This window comes from Streptosporangium becharense (genome assembly GCF_014204985.1).
GTDB lineage: Bacteria > Actinomycetota > Actinomycetes > Streptosporangiales > Streptosporangiaceae > Streptosporangium > Streptosporangium becharense.
Genome location: NZ_JACHMP010000001.1, coordinates 4,437,224 through 4,456,373 on the forward strand (window position 1 = coordinate 4,437,224; position 19,150 = coordinate 4,456,373).

The following is a 19,150-nucleotide window of genomic DNA, read 5'->3' on the forward strand; positions in this document are numbered from 1 at the left end:
GGAACCGGTCCGGGGGTGTCTCAGCCGCCTGTGGAGGGTGGGGCGCGGCCGGGCCTGACGAGCAGGGCCGCGAGAGAGCGGGAGTCGTCGTCACCGGTGAGGCGCGAGCCGGGACCCGGCGCGGGCGACGGTCGCCAGGCGGTCGGCGGCGGAGCCGCGTACGGATGACCACCACCACCGGCGCCGGTGCCGACACCGGTGACGCCCGCGGTGAAGACGTACCGCTGCCCGCCGGCCGCGACCTGGCGGGACGACGGCTGGTGCTCGCCGCCCGCTTTGGCGACGGCGGGGTGGTTCAGCAGGGCCCCGGCGGCGGTCCCGCCCAGGCCGCCGGAGACGAGAAGCGGGAGCAGCAGGGCGAGCAGCCAGCCGAAGGGGGCACCGCGCCTCAGCCGTCGCATGATCCCCCCTTCCCGTCCCGCCCACCGTAACCCCCGGGAGCCGCCGGAGCACGCATGCGCCGTGCTCTTCGCGGCTTCCCGTGGTCCCGGTATCGAAGCGCGTCCATGCCGGTTGCGTACCCTTAAAGGTGCCAAGCGAGGGTAGAGCGGACGCATGCGACTGACCTACACGGCGGACCTGTGGTGGAAGAACGCGGTCGTCTACTGCCTGGACGTCGAGACCTACAAGGACGGCAACGGCGACGGCATCGGTGATTTCCGTGGCCTCACCCAGCAGATCGACCATCTGGACCGGCTCGGGGTGACCTGCATCTGGCTGATGCCGTTCTTCCCCAGCCCGAGCCGCGACGACGGCTACGACATCAGCGACTTCTACTCCGTGGACCCGCGCCTGGGCACCCTCGGGGATTTCGTGGAGTTCATGCGCACCGCCAGGGACCGGGGCATGCGGGTGATCGCGGACCTCGTGGTCAACCACACCTCCGACGAGCACCCCTGGTTCAAGGAGTCGCGCTCCAGCCGCGACTCGCCCAAGCGCGACTGGTACGTCTGGAAGGACGAACCGGAGCCCGACGACCCCAAGGCGATCGTCTTCCCCGACAAGGAGGACAGCCTCTGGGAACTGGACGAGAAGACCGGCCAGTACTACTACCACAGCTTCTACCGCTTCCAGCCCGACCTGAACACGGCCAACCCCGAGGTCCGCGACGAGATCGCGCGCATCCTGGGCTTCTGGATGGAGCTCGGACTGTCCGGATTCCGGGTGGACGCGGTGCCGTTCCTCATCGAGGGGATCGGCGGCGACCCGCACGAGTTCCTCGCCGACCTGCGCGCCTTCATGAACCGCCGCGACGGCACCTCGATCCTGCTGGGCGAGGTCAACCTGCCCTACCCGGAACTGATGAGGTACTTCGGCGACGGCAACGGCGACGAGGTCACCCTGTGCTTCGACTTCGTCGCCATGCAGCGCTTCCACCTGTCGATGGCCCGGCAGAACGCCCGCTCCCTCGCCGACACCCTACGCGAGCGGCCCGAACCGCCGGACGACGCCCAGTGGGCGATGTTCATGCGCAACCACGACGAGCTGACCCTGGACAAGCTCACCGACGCCGAGCGTCAGGAGGTCTTCGACGCCTTCGGCCCGGACAAGGAGATGCAGCTGTACGACCGGGGCCTCCGCCGCCGCCTGCCGCCGATGCTCGACGGCGATCAGCGCCGGCTCAAGCTCGCCTACAGTGTGCTGTTCTCCCTGCCGGGCACACCGGTGCTCTTCTACGGAGAGGAGATCGGCCTCGGCGAGAACCTGGAGGCCGAGGGCCGGATGGCGGTGCGCATCCCGATGCAGTGGTCGTCCGGCGGCGGCTTCTCACCCGACCCGAAGACCCGGGTCCTGCCGCCGTCCGGGAGGTTCGGCCCCCGCGAGGTCAACGTCGAGGACCAGCGTCGTGACCCCGACTCGCTGCTGAAGTGGGTCACCCTGCTGATCGAGCGTTACCGGGAGTCGCCCGAGCTGGCCTGGGGCGACTACGACGTCCTGGACGCCGGGGACGACGCGGTGCTGGCCCTGCGCGCCGACGCCGAGGGCGGCACCGTGGTCACCGTCCACAACTTCGCCGACCGCCAGGTCGACGTGGAGCTGACGTTGGACGGCCTGGGCCACTGCGACCTGCTGGTCGACCTGCTGGTGGACGGCACCCTCGACCTGCCCGACGACGGCAGGGTGCGGTTCTCCCTCGAACCGTACGGCACCCGCTGGTTCCGGGCCTCCGTGCCCGAGGCGGCCCCGGAGGAGACCTCGGCCAAGAGCAGCTGACCCGTACGGGCCGGGACGGACCGGGGAAGACCGGGAGCGCGGTGAGCGGGACGGGCCGGGACGGACCGGGGAAGACCGGGAGCGCGGTGAGCGGGACGGGCCGGGGGAGGGCCGTCGGACCGGCCCACGCGGTGATCCGTGCCCCCCGTTCCCACAGACGCACAGGTGCGCATATGCTGCGCATCGTCGTCCTGACCCATCAGACAGCACTCAAGAGGAGAGACGCGCCGTGTACAAGGAGTTCGCGATCGAGGCCGTGGTGTGGCTGATCCCCGTCGTCGTACTGCTGGCGCTGGCCTTCATGATCACTGCCTGATCGGAGCGCGGCCGGGAAGCCCTCGCCCCGGGCGTCCCGGTGAGATCCAAGTGGGTGACAAGAACGCTCTGTGATCCTGACGGTCCACGTCGGGATCACAGAAGGTTCATGCATGGGTGTCTTCGATCTCCGGATGATGTGGCGTCTGACCCAGAAGCCGGTGCTGTTGCTGGGGTACGAACCCGACCCCGCCCTGCTGCTGCGGACCCTGCGGCTGCACAGCCCCGAGGCGCAGGCGGACGGCAAGGAGATCCGATTCGCCGGAAAGTCCCGGTTGCGCGGCCCGTTCGACGTCACCCCCGAACTGCTGGCGCGGGCGGGCCTGCCGGAAGGCTGGCGGACCGCCTACGTCGCGGAGCGACCTTGGCGCGACAGCGGCGGGTCGCCCCTCACGACCCTGAACGTGGTCAGGGGGCTGGCTCGGCACCTGGGCGGATGGGCGACGGAACCCAGGTTCGGCCCTGACGAAATCCTCGCCGAGGTGACCGGCTCATGCGCGATACCCCCGGAGCGCCTCGTCGAGCTTCTGGCCGACACGGTTCCCGGTCTGCGGCTCCACGAGAGGGACGAGGAGGACGAGAGCGGCGTGTTCAAGAGCGAGGCGAGCCTGATCTGGGTGAACGTCGGCCGCTGGCCGCCGTCCGGAGGCCGGAACGTCACCTACACCGTCTGCTTCGACGAGGAGAGCACGTACACCCCTGACTCCCTGCTCCTCGGGGAGCGGGCGGCCCTGCTGATCGCGGAGGAGGGGGGTGGCGTCGCTCGGGACCACAACGAGTTCCTCCTGACGTCCGCGGGGAACGGCTGACGAGCTTCTCCCGGTTCCCGGGGAGAACGGCTCGCGGCCCGGGGCCTGCGGCCTTCGTGGCGGACACCGGCAGAGGGCACGGGGTGGGGAGACGCGCGGTCACTGAGCGGGGGAGGCGGCGGGCTCGGGGACGAGGTCGTCGCAGGTGAAGCCCTCCTCACGGTCGGGCTCCAGCACGACCTGGTGAAGCGCCGTCGCACCCGTCGGGCGGCGGAAGGTCTCCTGCCTGGCGCAGTCGTAGAAGGAGTACGTGCCGTCATGCTCGCCCAGCAACAGTAGGGACACGCCCCCGCGCAGGGGAACCCCCTTGCCGGGAGTGGCGGCGACCACCCACTGCTCCTGGAAACCGACCAGGCTCAGCACGATGCTGCCCCGTCCGGTGGTGGCCAGGCGGACGGCGTCCGACTCCATCTGCCCGATGAGCGCGAAGCCCAGCCCGATACCGGTGAACGCGGCAATCATGATCTTCATCCCGGCCCGGCCCCCGGATCGGCGGCGGAGCAGCCGGAACGGCACCAGGAAGGCGACGACGCCGATCCCGGTCGCCACCAGCACGATCGACAGGAGTTCCACGCCCTCGGCCAGGCCCAGGTAACCGAGGAAACCCCAGTACGTCGCGCCGCACCACACCGCACCGAGGACGGCCGCGGCCCACGCCCGTTCCCGGACGGCCCGCGTTAGTCTGGCCAGCCGCCCGCCGGTGACCTTGTCGGCCAGCCAGCCGGCCGCCACCAGCGCGCCGATGACCAGCGCGCCGCCCAGGACGAGCAGGACCAGGCAGCCGACGAGCCGGCCGAACATGGTTGCCTGGTCGATGCCCGCCTGCTCGGGGCTGACGTTGAAGACCCCGTAGACCTGCTGGATGCCGAGGTAGAGCAGGGCGTACAGGGCGATGCCCACCGGGAGCACCACGGAACCGATCCGCTCCAGCAGGTCGAGGACCCCGCTCCCGCCTGGCGCATCTTGATCACTCATTGCTTGTTCTGTCCTGTGTCGGGGGGAGGAGACCGGGACAGGGTTTCACGTGAAGCCGGGATGGGTTTACCCAAGGGTGAGGTTTCCGGGGAGATTCGGGGGGCTTGGCGGTGGTCGCCACCGGCATGAGCCGTCTGCCGGAGGTTCCGCGGGTTCCGCAGGTTCCGTCGGAGGGTGGCCGGTCGCGACCGTGTTGATGGAACGTGGCGCCGCCGCCGTCCCAGCTCACGCCGCCACGTCCGTTGGCAGGCTTCCCGGGGGGTCTCGGACCCGGGAAGCCCGGCTTCGCGCCGAGGCGCCCGGAAAGCCGATCATGCCGGACGTCGCTCGGCACCCTGTTCTTCGCGGCGGTTCCCTGACCGGACGCCATACCGGTCCCATGTTCGCGGCTGATTCGGGCAAAATGTCGGCCTTCGGGGTTCGTCGCCGGGTTCTGCGTTCCGGAACCGCAGGCGGCTTCGAGTCCGTGGCCGTCATCGACCGTCGTCGCCTTGACGTCGTGTCGACGACTTCATGTCGACCTGAAGTCCCGTCCTCGGCTGCGGCCCGGCCTCGCCACCCGTCTCGCAAGGAAGCCGCGCCAAGAGACTCTTGTGCGTCACATTCATGCTCCGATGGCAATGACGCCTTTTAATCATTTTCCTTTGGGCTTATGCTCGCAGACGTTCCGCAGTCCCGGACGGGGGGCGCCAACCTTGCCCGCCCGGGACCGGAGGCTCAGCAGGAGTCCGTACCGGACCCTCGCCACACCTCGAACTGGCTGAACACCGAGTTACGCGGCGGGAGCTGGGGGTTGGTCCAGCTGTTTTCATCCCCAGCCCCCGACGTGGCGGCATACCGGGCCGTCTCCGCTTCGGTGTCCAGGATGACCACCCGGAAGCGCTGGTCCTTGGCCTTGGTGTTGCCGGGGTCCAGAGGGACGACGAGGTCCCACCGTCCTCCGACGACCGGCACGATGGTGAAGCGCCACTGGGCTCTGAAGACACTCAGCGGGAGGACGCCCACCAGGAGCGAGCGACCCTCGCCCACGCTGCCCGTGCCTTCCACAACCTGGCAGGGGCCCCAGACGCGCGGGCCGTCGGGGTCGGGGTTCTTCATGGTGATCCGAGATCGGGCGAGGTCGTCCCTGATGGCCACATACGCGCCGTGGACCGCACCCACCAGGCTCGCGCCGGCGGTGAAGGCCGCGAGGGCCGTGCCCAGCCTGCCCTGTCTCTTCGTCGGCACCCGGGGTCGCCCGGCCGGCGCCTCCGCCGGAGCCGGGGGAGGCTCGTCCTCGGCCAGTGTTGTTTGATTTTTCACTTGTCTTAATTACCCCTTTCGCACTAGAAGGCGAACTGTGAGGGCTCACATTAGGTCCCACGGATGACTTTGGCAACGCATACACCTGTGATTCGTAAAACATTCTCACATACCATCGTCGGGACGCCTGTATTCGATCTTGTGCTCCACTTGACACCCGATATATGACCATTAATCGGACATAGAGTATTGATCCGCGCGTTCTTCTGGTCGTTGTAGGTATGAGGCCAAACCATGTCTGACATGGAAGGAGTGGGTGTGTGGTGGTCACTCTGGGGCGAAGGGGGTGACCGTAAGGGAGGGGTGAGGTGTATAGAACGAGTTACACCAATAGGGCCGTTTCCTGGAAGGCGTGAAAAGATTTCCCAGGAGGGGTATGCGACACCGCTGACCGTCGTTCAAGGGTGCTGTCAGGGTCCCCGAGGGAATGGAATATTGATCTGGAAAGAATCCTTACCGGATCGTAGGCCCGGCTCTGGAGGCTCGGGCGGCCATCCGGTCACTTAGGAACCGGATAAAACCGGAAAGATCTCCTAAATCCCCGCTGGCTGTCGAGGTCGAAGTGTGCTTCGCGACCACACCGCGCCAGGTTTTCCAGGCGCGCGCCGGAGACCGGGAACGGTGGATGTCCACCATGTGGACATCATGTCCATCGCGGTCCCACGCGTCCACCGCATGCGGAAGAAGGGGGGAGAGGCCGGGTGATCGCCGGACCTGGCGCAAAGCTGTATCACGTTCTCCTCAGCCGCGCCGGCCGGAAGGGGAGGCACGCACGGTACTCCCGCCCCGGGTCGTCCGGGGTACTCCCACTCGGGTCGTCCGGCGCACTCCCGCCCCGGGTCGTCCGGCGCACTTCCACTCCGGGTCGCCCGGGCCCGCCGCCGGGCCCGGGCGAAGCACGGCCGGCGGCATGATCGGAAAGAGTCCCCGATCCTCGTCTGCCGCGCGGGCCGCCGTGACAGCCATGGCGGACGCGGCATATGATCATTGACTGACACCGAATGCTGCAGCCGCCCGAGCGCGGCGCACAAGGTCCCCATGCGACATCCGTGGAGGCGTTCCACCGTGTCAGTCGAGTTGAACCACACCATCGTCATGGCCCGCGACAGGCGGGCCTCCGCCGAGTTCACCGCCGGCATTCTGGGGCTGGAAGTCGGAGCGCCCTTCGGGCCGTTCCTGCCCGTCACGACCGCCAACGGCGTCACCCTCGACTTCATGACCAGCGACCAGGACGAGATCACCTCGCAGCACTACGCGTTCCTGGTCTCCGAGGAGGACTTCGACGCGATCTTCCACCGGATCCGGCAGGCCGGGATCACCTACTACTCCGGCCCGGACCTCCGCCATCCGGGGCAGATCAACCATAACGACGGCGGTCGCGGCACCTACTTCCACGACCCCGACGGCCACCTCCTGGAGATCATCACTCGCCCCTACGGCAGCGGCGGAGGGTAGTCCGGTGGCCGGGTGAGGATGACCGCCCTTCGTCGAGTCGGCCGCCCCCCCCGGAGATGCTCCGGGGCGGTCTGACGCGACGAGGTCCGGGCCGGGCGTACCGGCGCGACGGCCGGCATGATCGTCGGTGATGGCCGCACGCGCTGCGGCAGGTCAGCCGCCGGTGACGGTCTCCGCACCGGTGAGGCGGGCGAGTTCCGGGAGGACCGTGCCCAGCGGGGCGTCGAGGGTGAGCATGGCGTAGCCGTCGCCGCGGGTGGGGCCCTGGTTGACGATCACCACGGGGATGCCGAGCTTGGCGGCGCGCAGCACGAACCGGCGGCCGGACATGACCGTCAGGGACGAGCCGAGGACCAGCAGCAGGCGCGCGCTCTCCACGAGGGAGAAGCACCGGCTCACCCGCTCCGCCGGGACGGTCTCGCCGAAGAAGACGACGTCGGGCTTGAGCGTCCCCGTCTCGCACGCCCGGCAGCCGACCATCTGGAACCGGTCGACCTCCTCGTCACGGAGGTCGACGTCACCGTCCGGGTTGATCGCGGTGGCGCGGGCGACGAACCCGGGGTTCGCCAGGGTGAGGCGGTGGTCCAGCTCCTCCCGCGAGGTGATGTCACCGCAGCCGAGGCAGACCACGTCGTACAGGCTGCCGTGCAGTTCGATGACCCGGTCGGCACCGCCCGCCTGGTGCAGGCCGTCGACGTTCTGTGTCACGATGCCGGTCACCAGGCCGTGCCGCTGGAGCCGCGCGACCGCGTGGTGGCCGCTGTTCGGCGTCGCCCGCGCCATCGCCCGCCATCCGACGTAACTGCGGGCCCAGTAGCGTCGTCGGGCCGCCGGGTCGCCGACGAACGTCTGGTAGGTCATCGGGGCGTGCCGCTTGCGGCTGCCGCTCGGCCCCCGGTAGTCGGGGATGCCCGACTCCGTCGATATCCCGGCCCCGCTCAGTATCACGACGTCGCCTTCGGACAGCAGCTTCGCCAGCGTGCTCGTACCCTCGTTCACCTCTCCATGCTGCCTCACGCCGTACGCCGGTCCGCCCGCGTCTCCGCCGGGCTCCTTCCGCCGCCCGTCTGCGATCCTGCTCGTTCGGCGGTGGACGGGGGCCGGTCAGGGCCCGGTCGTCACCGGCGAGTCACCGGGCGCCGTGCCCAGTCTCCTACCAGGGCCAGGCCCCGCCGCGCCGGGGTGTCCGCAACCTCATGATGTGAACCCTGGACAGGCCCCGGGGCGACCGTGGTGAGAGTGGTGAGGTCGCCCGTGGGGCTCTCCACGTAGAGGGCGGTGATGGAGAGTCACCCACCCGGAGTCGTCAGAGTGCCTTGACGAGGGTGACGAGCTGGTCGAGCGCCGCCCCCCAGCCCTCGACGAAGCCCATGTCCGCGTGCTGCTTGTTGTCCTCCGGTGTCCGGTGCATGGCGATGGCCCGGTAGCGGGTGCCGCCGGAGCCGGTCGGCTGGAGCTCGATGATCGCGGTGAAGGCCATTTCGCCGGCCTGCGGGCGGTAACCGGGCGCCAGAGCGCTGGTCCACACCAGCCGCTCGTTCGGGATCACCTCGAGGTAGCAGCCGGCCCCGTCGAACTCCTGGCCCTCGGGAGAGCGCATCACGGTGCGGAAGATGCCGCCGGGACGCAGGTCGATCTCGCAGTGCGGCGTCTCGTAGGGCTTGGGCGCGAACCACTGCGTGAGGAGGTCCGGCGTGGTCCACGCCTTCCAGACCAGCTCGGGCGCCACGTCGACTTCCCGGGTGAGCTCAAGGTCCAGGTTCGGGTCGAGGGTGTGCGGGGTGAAGCTCATTCGGACTCCTTCAGGGTGGTCAGGAAGTGGTCGAGTTGGTCGAGGCGCCTCTCCCAGAGGCGGCGTTGCTCGGCCAGCCAGCCGTCGGCGGCCTGGAGGCCGAGGGGGGCGAGCCGGTAGGTCCGCACCCGTCCTTTCTTGGTGGAGGTCACCAGCCCGGCGCGCTCCAGCACCGCCAGGTGCTGGGTGAACGACGGGAGCGCCATGTCGAACGGCTTGGCCAGCTCCGAGGTGCTGGCCGACCCCGACACGAGCCGCTCGATCACCTTGCGTCGCGTCGGGTCGGCCAGCGCCTGGAAGATCTGGTCGAGCCGCACCTGTTCGTTAGGCACACACCTGACTATGGCAGCGGCCGATACTTAGGTCAAGTCCTAAGTATTGCTGGATCGCCGCCCGAGTGGGTGCACGGTCTCTTCTGGTCTCACAGTGCCGGCCTGCTGTGGTCTGCTGTGGCCGGCCGTCCCCGCCGACCGTCTCCGGCTCGTCCCCGCCGACCGTCTCCGGCTCGTCCCCGCCGACCGTCTCCGGCCGTCCCCACCGGTCGGGCCGCCGGTCCTGCCGGCCGGCGACCCGCCGTCTCCTGCCTCCTACGCGACCGGTTCCTCCTCCTCCGTGACCGCGCCGCGGAACTGGGCCGAGTACAGCGCGTGGTAGGCGCCTCCGGCGGCGAGCAGCTGCTCGTGGGTGCCCTGTTCGACGATGCGTCCCGCCTCCATGACCAGGATGAGATCCGCGTCGCGGATGGTGGACAGCCGGTGGGCGATGACGAAGCTGGTGCGGTCGGAGCGGAGTGCGGCCATCGCGTGCTGCACCAGGACCTCGGTGCGGGTGTCGACGGAGCTGGTGGCCTCGTCGAGGATCAGCAGGGACGGGTCGGCGATGAACGCGCGGGCGATGGTCAGCAGCTGCTTCTCGCCGGCGCTGACGTTGCTCCCCTCGTCGTCCATCACGGTGTCGTAGCCGTCGGGCAGGGTGCGGATGAACCGGTCGGCGAACGCGGCCCGCGCGGCGGCCTGGATCTCCTCCTCGGTGGCCTCCGGGTTGCCGTAGGCGATGTTCTCCCGGATGGTGCCGCCGAACAGCCAGGTGTCCTGGAGCACCATGCCGATGCGTGAGCGCAGGTCGTCGCGGCGCATCGTGGTGATGTCGACGCCGTCGAGGGTGATCCGGCCGGCGTCCAGCTCGTAGAAACGCATGATCAGGTTGACCAGGGTGGTCTTGCCCGCGCCGGTCGGGCCGACGATCGCGATCGTGTGCCCGGGGTCGGCCACCAGCGACAGGTCCTCGATGAGGGGCTGCTCCGGGGCGTAGCGGAAGGAGACCCGCTCGAACTCGACCCGGCCGCGCCGGGTGGCGGGCGGCGCCGGGTCGGCGGGGTCCGGCCGCTGCTCCTCGGCGTCCAGCAGCTCGAAGACCCGCTCGGCCGAGGCCACTCCCGACTGGAGCAGGTTGGCCATCGAGGCGACCTGGGTGAGGGGCTGGGTGAACTGCCGCGAGTACTGGATGAACGCCTGCACGTCGCCCAGGCTCATCGAGCCGCCGGCGACGCGCAGGCCGCCGACGACGGCGATGGCGACGTAGTTGAGGTTCCCGATGAACATCATCAGCGGCATGATGAGCCCGGAGACGAACTGGGCGCCGAAGCCCGCCGTGAACAGGTCCTCGTTCCTGGCCCGGAACACCTCCTCGACCTCCGGCCGGCGGCCGAACACCTTCACCAGCTCGTGCCCGGTGAACGCCTCCTCGATGTGGGCGTTGAGGCTGCCGGTGTGGGCCCACTGGGCGACGAACAGCTTCTGCGAGCGTTTCGCGACCTGCCCGGTGACGACCATCGACAGCGGGATCGTCACCAGGGCGATCAGCGCGAGCAGCGGCGAGATCGCGAACATCATGCCGAGCACGCCGATCACGGTCAGCAACGAGGTGAGCAGCTGGCTCATCGTCTGTTGCAGGGTCTGGGACACGTTGTCGATGTCGTTGGTGACCCGGCTGAGCAACTCGCCGCGCGGCTGGCCGTCGAAGAACCGCAGCGGGAGCCGGTGCAGCTTGTCCTCGACATCCGACCGCAGCCGGAACACGGTGCGTTGCACCACGTCGTTGAGCAGGTGTCCCTGCAACCAGGCGAACAGCGAGGCGGCGAGGTAGAGTCCCAGGGCCCAGGCCAGGACCGTGGCCAGCGCCGCCAGGTCGACGCCCCGGCCGGGGACTACGTCCATCCGCGCGAGCATGGCGGCGAAGTCGCCGTCGCCCGCCGCACGGGCGGCCTGGATCGCCTGCTCCTGGGTCGTCCCGGCGGGCAGCCGTCGGCCGATCACCCCGGCGAAGATCAGGTCGGTCGCGTGGCCGAGGACCTTCGGCCCGACCACGGAGAAGACCACGCTGGTCACCGCGAGCCCGACCACGGCGACGATCCTCGGCCGTTCCGGTCTCAGCCGCCGCACCAGCCGCCGCGCGGACGGCCCGAACGTCATCGACTTCTCCACGGGCATCCCGGCCGCGGGGAAGGGGCCCCGCCCGAAGCCGCCGCCTCCCGCGGGCGGACGCGGTTGCGTGGTGGTCGCGGGCCGGTCGCTCATACGGCACTCCCCACGGGCCGGTCGGTCATGTCGTGCTCTCCACGGGTCGCCTCGCGTCCCACGGGCCGGTCGGTCATGCCGCACTCTCCACGGATCGCTGGGACTCGACGATCTCCACGTACGTCGGGCAGGAACCCAGCAGCTCGTCGTGGGTTCCGCTGCCGACGACCACCCCGTCGTCGAGGACGACGATCTGGTCGGCGTCGGCGATCGTGGAGACCCGCTGGCCGACGATGACCACGGCGGCGTCGGCGGTGTACGGACGCAACGCGGCGCGCAGCCGGGCGTCGGTGGCCGTGTCGAGGGCCGAGAACGCGTCGTCGAACAGGTAGATCTCGGGCCTGGCGACCAGTGCCCGGGCGATGCAGAGCCGCTGCCGCTGCCCGCCGGAGACGTTCGTGCCGCCCTGGGCGACGGGGGCGTCGAGGCCGCCGGGCATCGCCTCGACGAAGTCACGGGCCTGGGCGATCTCCAGGGCCTCCCACAGCTCCTCGTCGCCCGCCTCGGGGTTGCCGTACCGCAGGTTGCTCGCGACGGTGCCGCTGAACAGGTACGGCTTCTGCGGCACCAGGCCGATGCGGCTCCACAGCAGCTCGGGGTCGAGGTCGCGGACGTCGACGCCGTCGACCGAGACCGTGCCGGAGGTGGCGTCGAACAGCCGGGGCACCAGGGAGAGCAGCGTCGTCTTGCCCGACCCGGTGCTGCCGACGACGGCGAGGGTCCGGCCCGCGGTGACGCGGAAGGAGACACCGGACAGCACCGGTTCCGCCGCACCCGGGTAGCGGAACCCGACGTCGCGCAGTTCCAGCTCGGCGCGGGTGCTCACCTCCCGTACGGGGTCGCGGGGCGGGGTCACCGACGACTCGGTCTCCAGCACCTCACCGATGCGCTCGGCGCAGACCGCGGCCCGCGGGATCATCATCGCGATGAAGGTGGCCATCATCATCGAGGTCAGGATCTGCATCAGATACATGAGGAACGCGGTGAGGGCACCGATCTGCATCTCGCCGCCGTCCACCCGTCCGGCGCCGAACCAGAGCACGGCGACGCTGGAGACGTTGAGGATCAACATCACCGCGGGGAAGATGAGCGCGGACAGCCGTCCGACGCGCAGCGTGGTCACGGTGAGGGAGTCGTTGGCCGCGGCGAACCGGCGGGTCTCCTCGCGTTCCCGGACGAAGGCGCGGACCACGCGGATGCCGGTGAGCTGCTCGCGCAGCACCTGGTTGACCGCGTCGATGCGGGTCTGCATCTCGCGGAACAGAGGGACCATGCGGGAGGTGATCAGGCCGATCGACACCAGCAGGGCCGGGACGCAGACCAGCATGAGCCAGGACAGGCCGACGTCCTGCCGCAGTGCCATGACGACGCCGCCGACGGCCGTGATCGGCGCGGAGACCAGCATCGTGCAGGCCGTGACCACGAGCATCTGGACCTGCTGCACGTCGTTGGTGCTGCGGGTGATCAACGACGGTGCCCCGAACCGGGAGACCTCGCGGGTGGAGAACCCGCCCACCCGGTGGAAGACGGCGGCCCGCACGTCGCGTCCGAACCCGGCCGCCGCGCGGGCCCCGTAGCGGACCGCCGCGATGGCGGAGGCGATCTGGACCAGGGAGACGGCCAGCATCCAGCCTCCGGCGGTCAGGATGTAGCCGGTGTCGCCGGTGGCGACGCCCCGGTCGATGATGTCGGCGTTCAGGCTGGGCAGGTACAGCAGGGCCAGGGTGCCCACCAGCTGCAACACCACGACGGCGGCCAGCGCCGGTGTGTAGGGACGCAAGTGGGTGCGGAGCAACCGGCTCAGCACGGCAACTCCGCGGGGGAGGTCGCAATCATGCGGGTCACTCTAGAGAGGGGAACGGGTGACTTTCACTCGCTTATGCACGCACCCGTCACCACCGGACATCCGGGTTCCTACAGACGTAGGAAAAGCGATTCCGAAGCCCCGTCGTTCACCCGATGCGCGAATGACCAGCCCCGATTTACCTTCATCTGGCAGACAGTCTGACAATTCCGACAGAGGTCTGCCTGTCGACCAGGAGATCAGCTGATGTCCCGTGCCCTCGCACCCCGGCCCTGGGTGCCCGCCGTCACAGAAGAACGCGTCCAGTCCGTCCTGAAGGTCATGGCCGGCCGGTCCGCGGCCTCGATGCAGGACGAGCTCGAACGACTGGCCGCCGACAACCGTCGCATCCACGACGTCGAGTCGATCAACCTCAACCCGGCGACGAACATCATGAACCCCCGTGCGGAGGCGCTGCTCTCGGCCGGACTGGGGTCGCGTCCCTCGCTCGGGTACGCGGGTGAGAAGTACGAGACGGGGCTGGAGGCGATCGAGCAGATCGAGATCGTCGCCGCCGAGCTGGCCGCGGAGGTCTTCGGGGCGGCCTACGCCGAGGTGCGCGTCGGGTCCGGGGCACTGGCCAACCTGTATGCGTTCATGGCGGTCTGCGAGCCCGGTGACACGATCATCGCCCCGCCGGCGAGCATAGGCGGGCACGTCACCCACCACGCGCCGGGAGCGGCCGGGCTGTACGGGCTGAAGGTCGTCCCCGCGCCGGTCCGGGCGGACGGCTACACCGTCGACGTCGACGCCCTGCGGGAACTGGCCGCCGAGGTACGGCCGAAGCTGATCACCGTGGGCGGCAGCCTCAACCTGTTCCCGCACCCCGTCGCGCCGATCCGGGAGATCGCCGATTCGGTCGGCGCCCGGGTGCTCTTCGACGCCGCCCACCTGTGCGGCATGATCGCCGGGCGGGCCTGGCCGCGGCCCCTGGACGACGGTGCGCACCTGGTCACCATGAGCACCTACAAGAGCCTGGGCGGCCCCGCGGGCGGGCTCGTCGTCACCGGGGACGCCGGACTGGCCGAGCGCCTGGACGCGATCGCCTACCCGGGGCTGACCGCCAACTCCGACGCCGGCCGGATCGCGGCGCTCGCCATGACCCTGCTCGACTGGCAGGTCGCCGGACGGGACTACGCGCGGACGATGGTCGCCACCGCGCGGCGGCTCGCCGCCGAACTGGTCGACCTCGGCGTCCCGGTCTTCGCCGCCGAGCGCGGGTGCACCGAGTCCCACCAGTTCGCGGTCCTCGCCCACCGCTACGGCGGCGGCCAGCGGGCCGCGCGGCGGCTGCGTGCGGCGAACCTGCTCGCCTGCGGCATCGGCCTGCCGGTGGAACCGGTCGACGGCGACGTGAACGGCCTGCGCGTCGGCACACCGGAGATCGTCAGGCTCGGCATGACCGAGGCGGACATGCCTGCCCTGGCCGCGTTCGTCGCCCGCGCTCTGGACGAGGACGTCGACCCGGAAACCGTCGCACCCGAGGTCACCGCGTGGCGCCGGCGGTTCTCCGGGGTGCGCTTCACCGCCGACAACCCCTCCTGAGGACGTCCGGGACGTCGCCGGACGTTGTTAGCGGGGCGGACTGCCGGGTATGGCCGCGGTGACCCGTCGTGGCCGGGTCCCGGGCCGGCCGGGAGCCGGGCACACGGTGTTCCGCCCGGGGCGGGCACGGGTGTCCGCGCAGGCTCGCGGCCGCCACACGGATACGGGAAGCTCCGCCCGGGGCGGGCACGGGGGTCCGGCCGGGGGGCCGGGCACCGAGGGCTCCGCCGGGGGCGAGCACCGGGTGAAGGGGGATGCGATGGCGCTCATCGACCGTGAATGCGTCCGGAGGCTTCTGCAGTCACCGGACTCCGACGCCGTCCTGGTCTTCGTCCGCGGTGACTGCGTGGTGCTGCCGGCGGGGCAACTCGACGAGCAGCACCGGCGGCTGATCATCGCGCACCGCCGTGACCTGACCCGTTTCACCGGTGAGTCGGTGACCGAGGAACAACTGGACACGCTGGCCGACCGGCTGGAGAACGCCGCCCTGGACCTGGGGGCCTGACGGGGCACCCGGAGAGGAGAGCAGGGGTTCGGCTCCGGTCGTCCGGGTGCTGCTGCGGGTGTTCGGTTCCGGTCGTCGCGGGGCGGCTTGAGGTCGTCCCGCGCGACACCCCTGGTGTGATCAGAAGATGACAACGGGTACGTTGAAGAGGTCCATCGTCGACCTCGGGGCGGTCACAGTGTCGAACACGCCGGAGACGGGGTCCTGCGAATCCTCCTCCGACTCCTCCGTCACCGGTGCGCCTCCGCCGGGGTGCGGCGCGGGCGGCCTGTGGATCGTTCCGCTCGTGACGCCCGCCGGCCTCAAGGTGAGCGGTGAGATCGACCGCACCACCAGGGGTATGTGGGAGCGCGCGCTGGACGGGCTGGTCACCGGAGGCGGTGACCTGCACCTCGACCTGTCGGAGCTGACGTTCATCGACGTACGGGGAACATGGCTGCTGACACGGGCCGCCCAGAACCTGCCGCCGGGCGACCGGGTGTTCCTGCACCGCTCGCCCTACTGCCTGAGATCCGTGCTCACTCTGATCGGTTCGGATCCCTCTCCGATCGAAGTGGAGACAGCATGACCGCCGCCACGGAGCCGTTCGTTCACCCGGCACTGTTCTACCGGGGGATCCGACAGTATCTCGACGGTGTCGTACCTTTCATTCGCGAGGGCCTGGCGGCGGGCGAGCCGGTCGCGGTGGCCGTGCCCGGCCGGAACCTGACGCCGATCCAGGACGAACTGGGTGACCTGGGCGGCGAGGTGCGGTTCATCGACATGGAGGAGGCCGGCCGCAACCCGGGACGCATCCTGCCGGCCGTCCTGTGCGCGTTCGCCGACCTCCACCCCGGCCGGCGGGTCCGCATCGTCGGCGAGCCGGTCTGGGCGGAGCGGTCCGAGAGCGAGTACACGGCGTGCCTGCACCACGAGGCGCTGATCAACCTCGCCTTCGCCGGACGCGACGCCACCATCCTGTGCCCGTACGACGTCGACGCGCTGTCCGCCGAGGTCGTCGAGCAGGCGAAGACGACCCATCCCGTCCTGGTGGACGCCTCGGGGACGCACGCCAGCGCCGCCTACGCGCCTGAACGCGTCATCCGGGAGTGCAACCGCCCGCTGCCCGACCCCCCGGACGCCGTCACGCTCGCCTTCGGCGGCGGCGACCTGCACCGGGTGCGCGACTTCGTCGCGCGGCACGCGGCCGAGGCGGGCCTCGGCGGGAACCGCCTGGAGGACCTGCGGCTGATCGCCAGCGAGTTGGCCGCCAACAGCCTCGACTACGGCGGGGGCTCCGGAGTCCTGCGGATCTGGGCGGACGGCCGGCGGGTGGCCCTCGACGTCAGCGACGCCGGTCACATCACCGACCCCCTCGCGGGCCGCAGACCGGTCGGCCCCCGGCAAGGGGGCTCACGGGGGCTGCTGGTGACCAACCTGCTGGCCGATCTCGTCCGGATCCACACGGGTACGAACGGAACCACCGTCCGCGTGTACTTCGACATCTCATAGGATGTCCGCTCCCGTTCCCCCATCGCGGGCACCACGCCCGTGCGCCGGCCCTGGTCAGGGCCCTCGTCCGCGAGGGCCGTGGCGCGGGCGGGGCACGACCGCGGCGCCGCGCGACGACATGGCCCGCCCCCTCCGGCCGGCCGGACCCCTTGGAGGCAGCCGCCTTGGTCACGCCGCTCCCCGATGAGCACCGAACGGGCCGCGAGAGGACCGTCGCGGGGTCTGCGGCGGGTGACGCGGCACCCGACGTGCGGGAGTTGCTCGACGCGATACCGGGCCCGGCGTGCTGGACGGTGCCGATCCGGGACGAGACAGGCAGCATCATCGACTTCGCCGTCCGCGCCGTGAACGCGGAGGCCGTCGACGTACACGGACGCAGGGGCGGAGAGCTCATGGGCGTGCAGAGCCTGGGGCACTACCCGTCGCTGCGCGGCACCGCGCTGTCGGAGGCGTGGCTGCGGGTCATGGAGACGGGTGAGCCCGAGCACGTCGAGCGGTTCGAGTACGTCGAGACCGCCGACGGGGTGCCGCACCGCTCGACGTACACCGTGCGGATCACCCGCCTCGCCGGTGGTCTGGTCAACACCTGGACCCGCCACGACGAGGAGCTCCGGCTGTTCACCCGGCTGGAACGCACCGAGCGGCTCGGCAACCTGGGCTGGGGGCACTGGAACCTGGCGACCGGTGAGATCGTCTGGTCGCCGCAGCTGTACGCCATCCACGAGCGAGACCCGGCCGACGGGCCGCTCACCCTGGAGGAGTACTACGCGCTCGTCGATCCCGAGGACCTCCCGGCGGTCGAGCGGGCGATGGCCGGGCTGGCCGGGAGCGGCGAGCCGCAGGAGTTCGAGGCCCGGGTCCGGATCGGCGACGGCACCCGGCACATCCGCGTGTCGGCGCAGGCCGTCCGCGATGCGACCGGCAGGCTCCTGGAGATCCACGGGATCATGCACGACGTCACGCTCTGGCGCCGGGCCGCCGACGAGCTCGCCGGTGTCAACCGCAGACTCCAGGAGGAGAACCGGCTCTCGGTACGCCTGCAGAACATCATCATGCCGGTCGAGGACGGGCCCCGGGACCTGCCCGGGCTGCGGGTGGCCACCCGGTACGCGCCCGCCGAGACGGAGGCGTTCCTGGGCGGCGACTGGTACCAGGCGATCGAACTGGACGACGGCGACGTGCTGCTCGCCGTAGGTGACGTGGCCGGACACGGGCTGGCCGCGGCCTCCGCCATGGCGAAGCTGCGGCACGCCATCACCGGCCTGGCCTTCGCCCGGCACGACCCGGGGCGGATCCTCACCGCGTTGAACCGCCTGCTCTGCAAGCTGCGGCCCGACGTGCTGGCGACCGCGCTGGTGGCCCGTTACAGCCCCGCCGAGCGGCTGCTCCGCTGGACCCACGCGGGCCATCCCCCGATGCTGCTGGCCAGAGGCGCGCACGTGGAGCGCCTGCTGCATCCGGGGGTCCTGCTCGGTGTCTTCCCCGACGCCTCCTACACCTACGCAACTCTGCGGTTGCGGCCCGACGACGTGCTGGTGATGTTCACCGACGGCCTGATCGAGAAACGCGGCCGCGACCTGTACGAGGGCCTGGACCTGCTGAGCGGGACCCTGGCCCGGGTGCTGAGCTCGGCGGCCCCCGAAGACCGGCTGCGGGCGGTGATGGACGCGATGCTGCCCGGCAGCGAGACCGACGACAGTTGCGTCCTCGTCACGCAGGTCGTCCCGTCCGACCCGTGGGGAGGCGGTCAGTAGCCGCCGAACCAGCCGGGGACGTCGAGGCGGAAGAGGTCGACCGGGGTCACCGCGCGCAGGTCGGCTTCCAGGGCTCGCAGGCGCTCCTCACCGAGGGTCTCCGCCCAGCCCGCCCGCAGCTCGTCGAAGATGCGCGCCGACCGTGCCAGGCTGTCGGCGCCCCGCTCGGTGAGGCGCACGATCTTGCGGCGCGCGTCGCGGGGGTCGGAGCCGCGCTCGACGTAGCCGAGCTGTTCCAGGGTGTCGACGGTCTTGCCCGCCGCCTGCTTGGAGACCCCCAGGCGCCTGCCCAGCTCCACCGCGGTCGTGCCCTCGGGGCCGATCGCCTGGAGCACGAAGCCGTGCATCGGCCGCAGGTCCGGATGGCCCTGGCGGGCGAGCTCCGCGTGCAACCCGTCGACGATCACCCGGAAGCCGAGGAAGAGCCGGAGCGGCAACTCGAAGCCCGGGGGAGCGGTGGTCATGGGCACCCTTCCGGTCCGCTATCCCGACAACTGCGTTGTCGAGCTTAGGAGTTCTTACGGCGTCTGTCATCCGCGCACCGGACCCGGCGACGGGCACCGGACCGGCGACG

The 19,150-nt window shown here is 70.5% G+C and carries 17 protein-coding genes; 8 read left to right on the forward strand and 9 right to left on the reverse strand.

The window, feature by feature from the left end; genetic code table 11:
* Positions 1–20: 20 nt before the first annotated feature.
* Positions 21–401: a hypothetical protein gene (locus F4562_RS19650; RefSeq protein ID WP_184547219.1), complete on the reverse strand. Its 381-nt coding sequence runs from the start codon at positions 399–401 to the stop codon at positions 21–23.
* 154 nt (positions 402–555) lie between these two features.
* On the opposite strand from F4562_RS19650, the gene F4562_RS19655 reads away from it, so the two are divergent.
* Both F4562_RS19655 and F4562_RS19660 read left to right on the forward strand, forming a co-directional pair.
* Positions 556–2,214, forward strand: coding sequence for an alpha-amylase family protein (locus F4562_RS19655; protein ID WP_184547217.1), 1,659 nt, complete (start codon positions 556–558; stop codon positions 2,212–2,214).
* 428 nt (positions 2,215–2,642) lie between these two features.
* On the forward strand, positions 2,643–3,338 hold the full coding sequence (locus F4562_RS19660) for a hypothetical protein (protein WP_184547215.1): 696 nt from the start codon (positions 2,643–2,645) through the stop codon (positions 3,336–3,338).
* Between the two features lie 99 nt (positions 3,339–3,437).
* On the opposite strand, the gene F4562_RS19665 is transcribed toward F4562_RS19660, so the two are convergent.
* Positions 3,438–4,313, reverse strand: a complete 876-nt coding sequence (locus F4562_RS19665) for a hypothetical protein (protein ID WP_184547198.1) — start codon at positions 4,311–4,313, stop codon at positions 3,438–3,440.
* 717 nt (positions 4,314–5,030) lie between these two features.
* Positions 5,031–5,540 (reverse strand): hypothetical protein, encoded by a 510-nt coding sequence (locus tag F4562_RS19670; protein WP_184547196.1) that lies wholly within the window; start codon positions 5,538–5,540, stop codon positions 5,031–5,033.
* Between the two features lie 1,140 nt (positions 5,541–6,680).
* Here F4562_RS19670 and F4562_RS19675 point away from each other — a divergent pair.
* On the forward strand, positions 6,681–7,070 hold the full coding sequence (locus F4562_RS19675; protein WP_184547194.1) for a VOC family protein: 390 nt from the start codon (positions 6,681–6,683) through the stop codon (positions 7,068–7,070).
* Positions 7,071–7,223: 153 nt separating this feature from the next.
* Here the strand turns inward: F4562_RS19675 and F4562_RS19680 are convergent, their stop codons facing one another.
* The 5 genes from F4562_RS19680 to F4562_RS19700 all read right to left on the reverse strand — a co-directional run bounded on the left by F4562_RS19680 (position 7,224) and on the right by F4562_RS19700 (position 13,245).
* The gene (locus F4562_RS19680) at positions 7,224–8,069 is read right to left on the reverse strand and encodes an NAD-dependent protein deacetylase (protein WP_184547192.1); all 846 of its coding nucleotides are present in this window, start codon (positions 8,067–8,069) and stop codon (positions 7,224–7,226) included.
* Between the two features lie 307 nt (positions 8,070–8,376).
* Positions 8,377–8,862 (reverse strand): SRPBCC family protein, encoded by a 486-nt coding sequence (locus F4562_RS19685; protein ID WP_184547191.1) that lies wholly within the window; start codon positions 8,860–8,862, stop codon positions 8,377–8,379.
* Positions 8,859–9,194, reverse strand: coding sequence for an ArsR/SmtB family transcription factor (locus F4562_RS19690; protein ID WP_184547189.1), 336 nt, complete (start codon positions 9,192–9,194; stop codon positions 8,859–8,861). Before F4562_RS19690 ends, F4562_RS19685 begins: the two co-directional genes overlap by 4 nt.
* A gap of 255 nt (positions 9,195–9,449) precedes the next feature.
* Complete coding sequence (locus F4562_RS19695; RefSeq protein ID WP_184547187.1) at positions 9,450–11,438, reverse strand: ABC transporter ATP-binding protein; 1,989 nt, start codon at positions 11,436–11,438, stop codon at positions 9,450–9,452.
* A gap of 73 nt (positions 11,439–11,511) precedes the next feature.
* The gene (locus tag F4562_RS19700) at positions 11,512–13,245 is read right to left on the reverse strand and encodes an ABC transporter ATP-binding protein (protein ID WP_184547186.1); all 1,734 of its coding nucleotides are present in this window, start codon (positions 13,243–13,245) and stop codon (positions 11,512–11,514) included.
* Between the two features lie 243 nt (positions 13,246–13,488).
* Here F4562_RS19700 and glyA point away from each other — a divergent pair, with 243 nt between their 5' ends.
* The 5 genes from glyA (at position 13,489) to F4562_RS19725 (ending at position 18,576) form a co-directional block, all read left to right on the forward strand.
* Positions 13,489–14,826 (forward strand): serine hydroxymethyltransferase, encoded by a 1,338-nt coding sequence (gene glyA / locus F4562_RS19705; RefSeq protein ID WP_184547184.1) that lies wholly within the window; start codon positions 13,489–13,491, stop codon positions 14,824–14,826.
* Positions 14,827–15,085: 259 nt separating this feature from the next.
* Positions 15,086–15,331, forward strand: a complete 246-nt coding sequence (locus F4562_RS19710; RefSeq protein ID WP_184547182.1) for a hypothetical protein — start codon at positions 15,086–15,088, stop codon at positions 15,329–15,331.
* A 127-nt stretch (positions 15,332–15,458) separates the two neighbouring features.
* A complete protein-coding gene (locus F4562_RS19715; RefSeq protein ID WP_184547180.1) occupies positions 15,459–15,899 on the forward strand; it encodes an STAS domain-containing protein in 441 nt (146 codons plus the stop codon).
* A complete protein-coding gene (locus F4562_RS19720) occupies positions 15,896–16,822 on the forward strand; it encodes an anti-sigma factor RsbA family regulatory protein (RefSeq protein WP_184547178.1) in 927 nt (308 codons plus the stop codon). Before F4562_RS19715 ends, F4562_RS19720 begins: the two co-directional genes overlap by 4 nt.
* Before the next feature lie 164 nt (positions 16,823–16,986).
* The gene (locus F4562_RS19725) at positions 16,987–18,576 is read left to right on the forward strand and encodes a PP2C family protein-serine/threonine phosphatase (RefSeq protein ID WP_184854782.1); all 1,590 of its coding nucleotides are present in this window, start codon (positions 16,987–16,989) and stop codon (positions 18,574–18,576) included.
* Here F4562_RS19725 and F4562_RS19730 read toward each other — a convergent pair.
* Positions 18,570–19,040, reverse strand: a complete 471-nt coding sequence (locus F4562_RS19730) for a MarR family winged helix-turn-helix transcriptional regulator (protein WP_184547174.1) — start codon at positions 19,038–19,040, stop codon at positions 18,570–18,572. The genes F4562_RS19725 and F4562_RS19730 overlap by 7 nt on opposite strands.
* Positions 19,041–19,150 lie beyond the last annotated feature (110 nt).

Excerpts from the sequence above, each read along its gene's own strand:
- F4562_RS19655 (WP_184547217.1), top strand. The coding sequence starts at position 556 with ATGCGACTGACCTACACGGCGGACCTGTGGTGGAAGAACGCGGTCGTC.
- F4562_RS19720 (WP_184547178.1), top strand. The coding sequence starts at position 15,896 with ATGACCGCCGCCACGGAGCCGTTCGTTCACCCGGCACTGTTCTACCGG.
- F4562_RS19710 (WP_184547182.1), top strand. The coding sequence starts at position 15,086 with ATGGCGCTCATCGACCGTGAATGCGTCCGGAGGCTTCTGCAGTCACCG.
- F4562_RS19685 (WP_184547191.1), bottom strand. The coding sequence starts at position 8,862 with ATGAGCTTCACCCCGCACACCCTCGACCCGAACCTGGACCTTGAGCTC.
- F4562_RS19665 (WP_184547198.1), bottom strand. The coding sequence starts at position 4,313 with ATGAGTGATCAAGATGCGCCAGGCGGGAGCGGGGTCCTCGACCTGCTG.
- F4562_RS19650 (WP_184547219.1), bottom strand. The coding sequence starts at position 401 with ATGCGACGGCTGAGGCGCGGTGCCCCCTTCGGCTGGCTGCTCGCCCTG.
- glyA (WP_184547184.1), top strand. The coding sequence starts at position 13,489 with ATGTCCCGTGCCCTCGCACCCCGGCCCTGGGTGCCCGCCGTCACAGAA.
- F4562_RS19695 (WP_184547187.1), bottom strand. The coding sequence starts at position 11,438 with ATGAGCGACCGGCCCGCGACCACCACGCAACCGCGTCCGCCCGCGGGA.
- F4562_RS19730 (WP_184547174.1), bottom strand. The coding sequence starts at position 19,040 with ATGACCACCGCTCCCCCGGGCTTCGAGTTGCCGCTCCGGCTCTTCCTC.
- F4562_RS19715 (WP_184547180.1), top strand. The coding sequence starts at position 15,459 with ATGACAACGGGTACGTTGAAGAGGTCCATCGTCGACCTCGGGGCGGTC.
- F4562_RS19660 (WP_184547215.1), top strand. The coding sequence starts at position 2,643 with ATGGGTGTCTTCGATCTCCGGATGATGTGGCGTCTGACCCAGAAGCCG.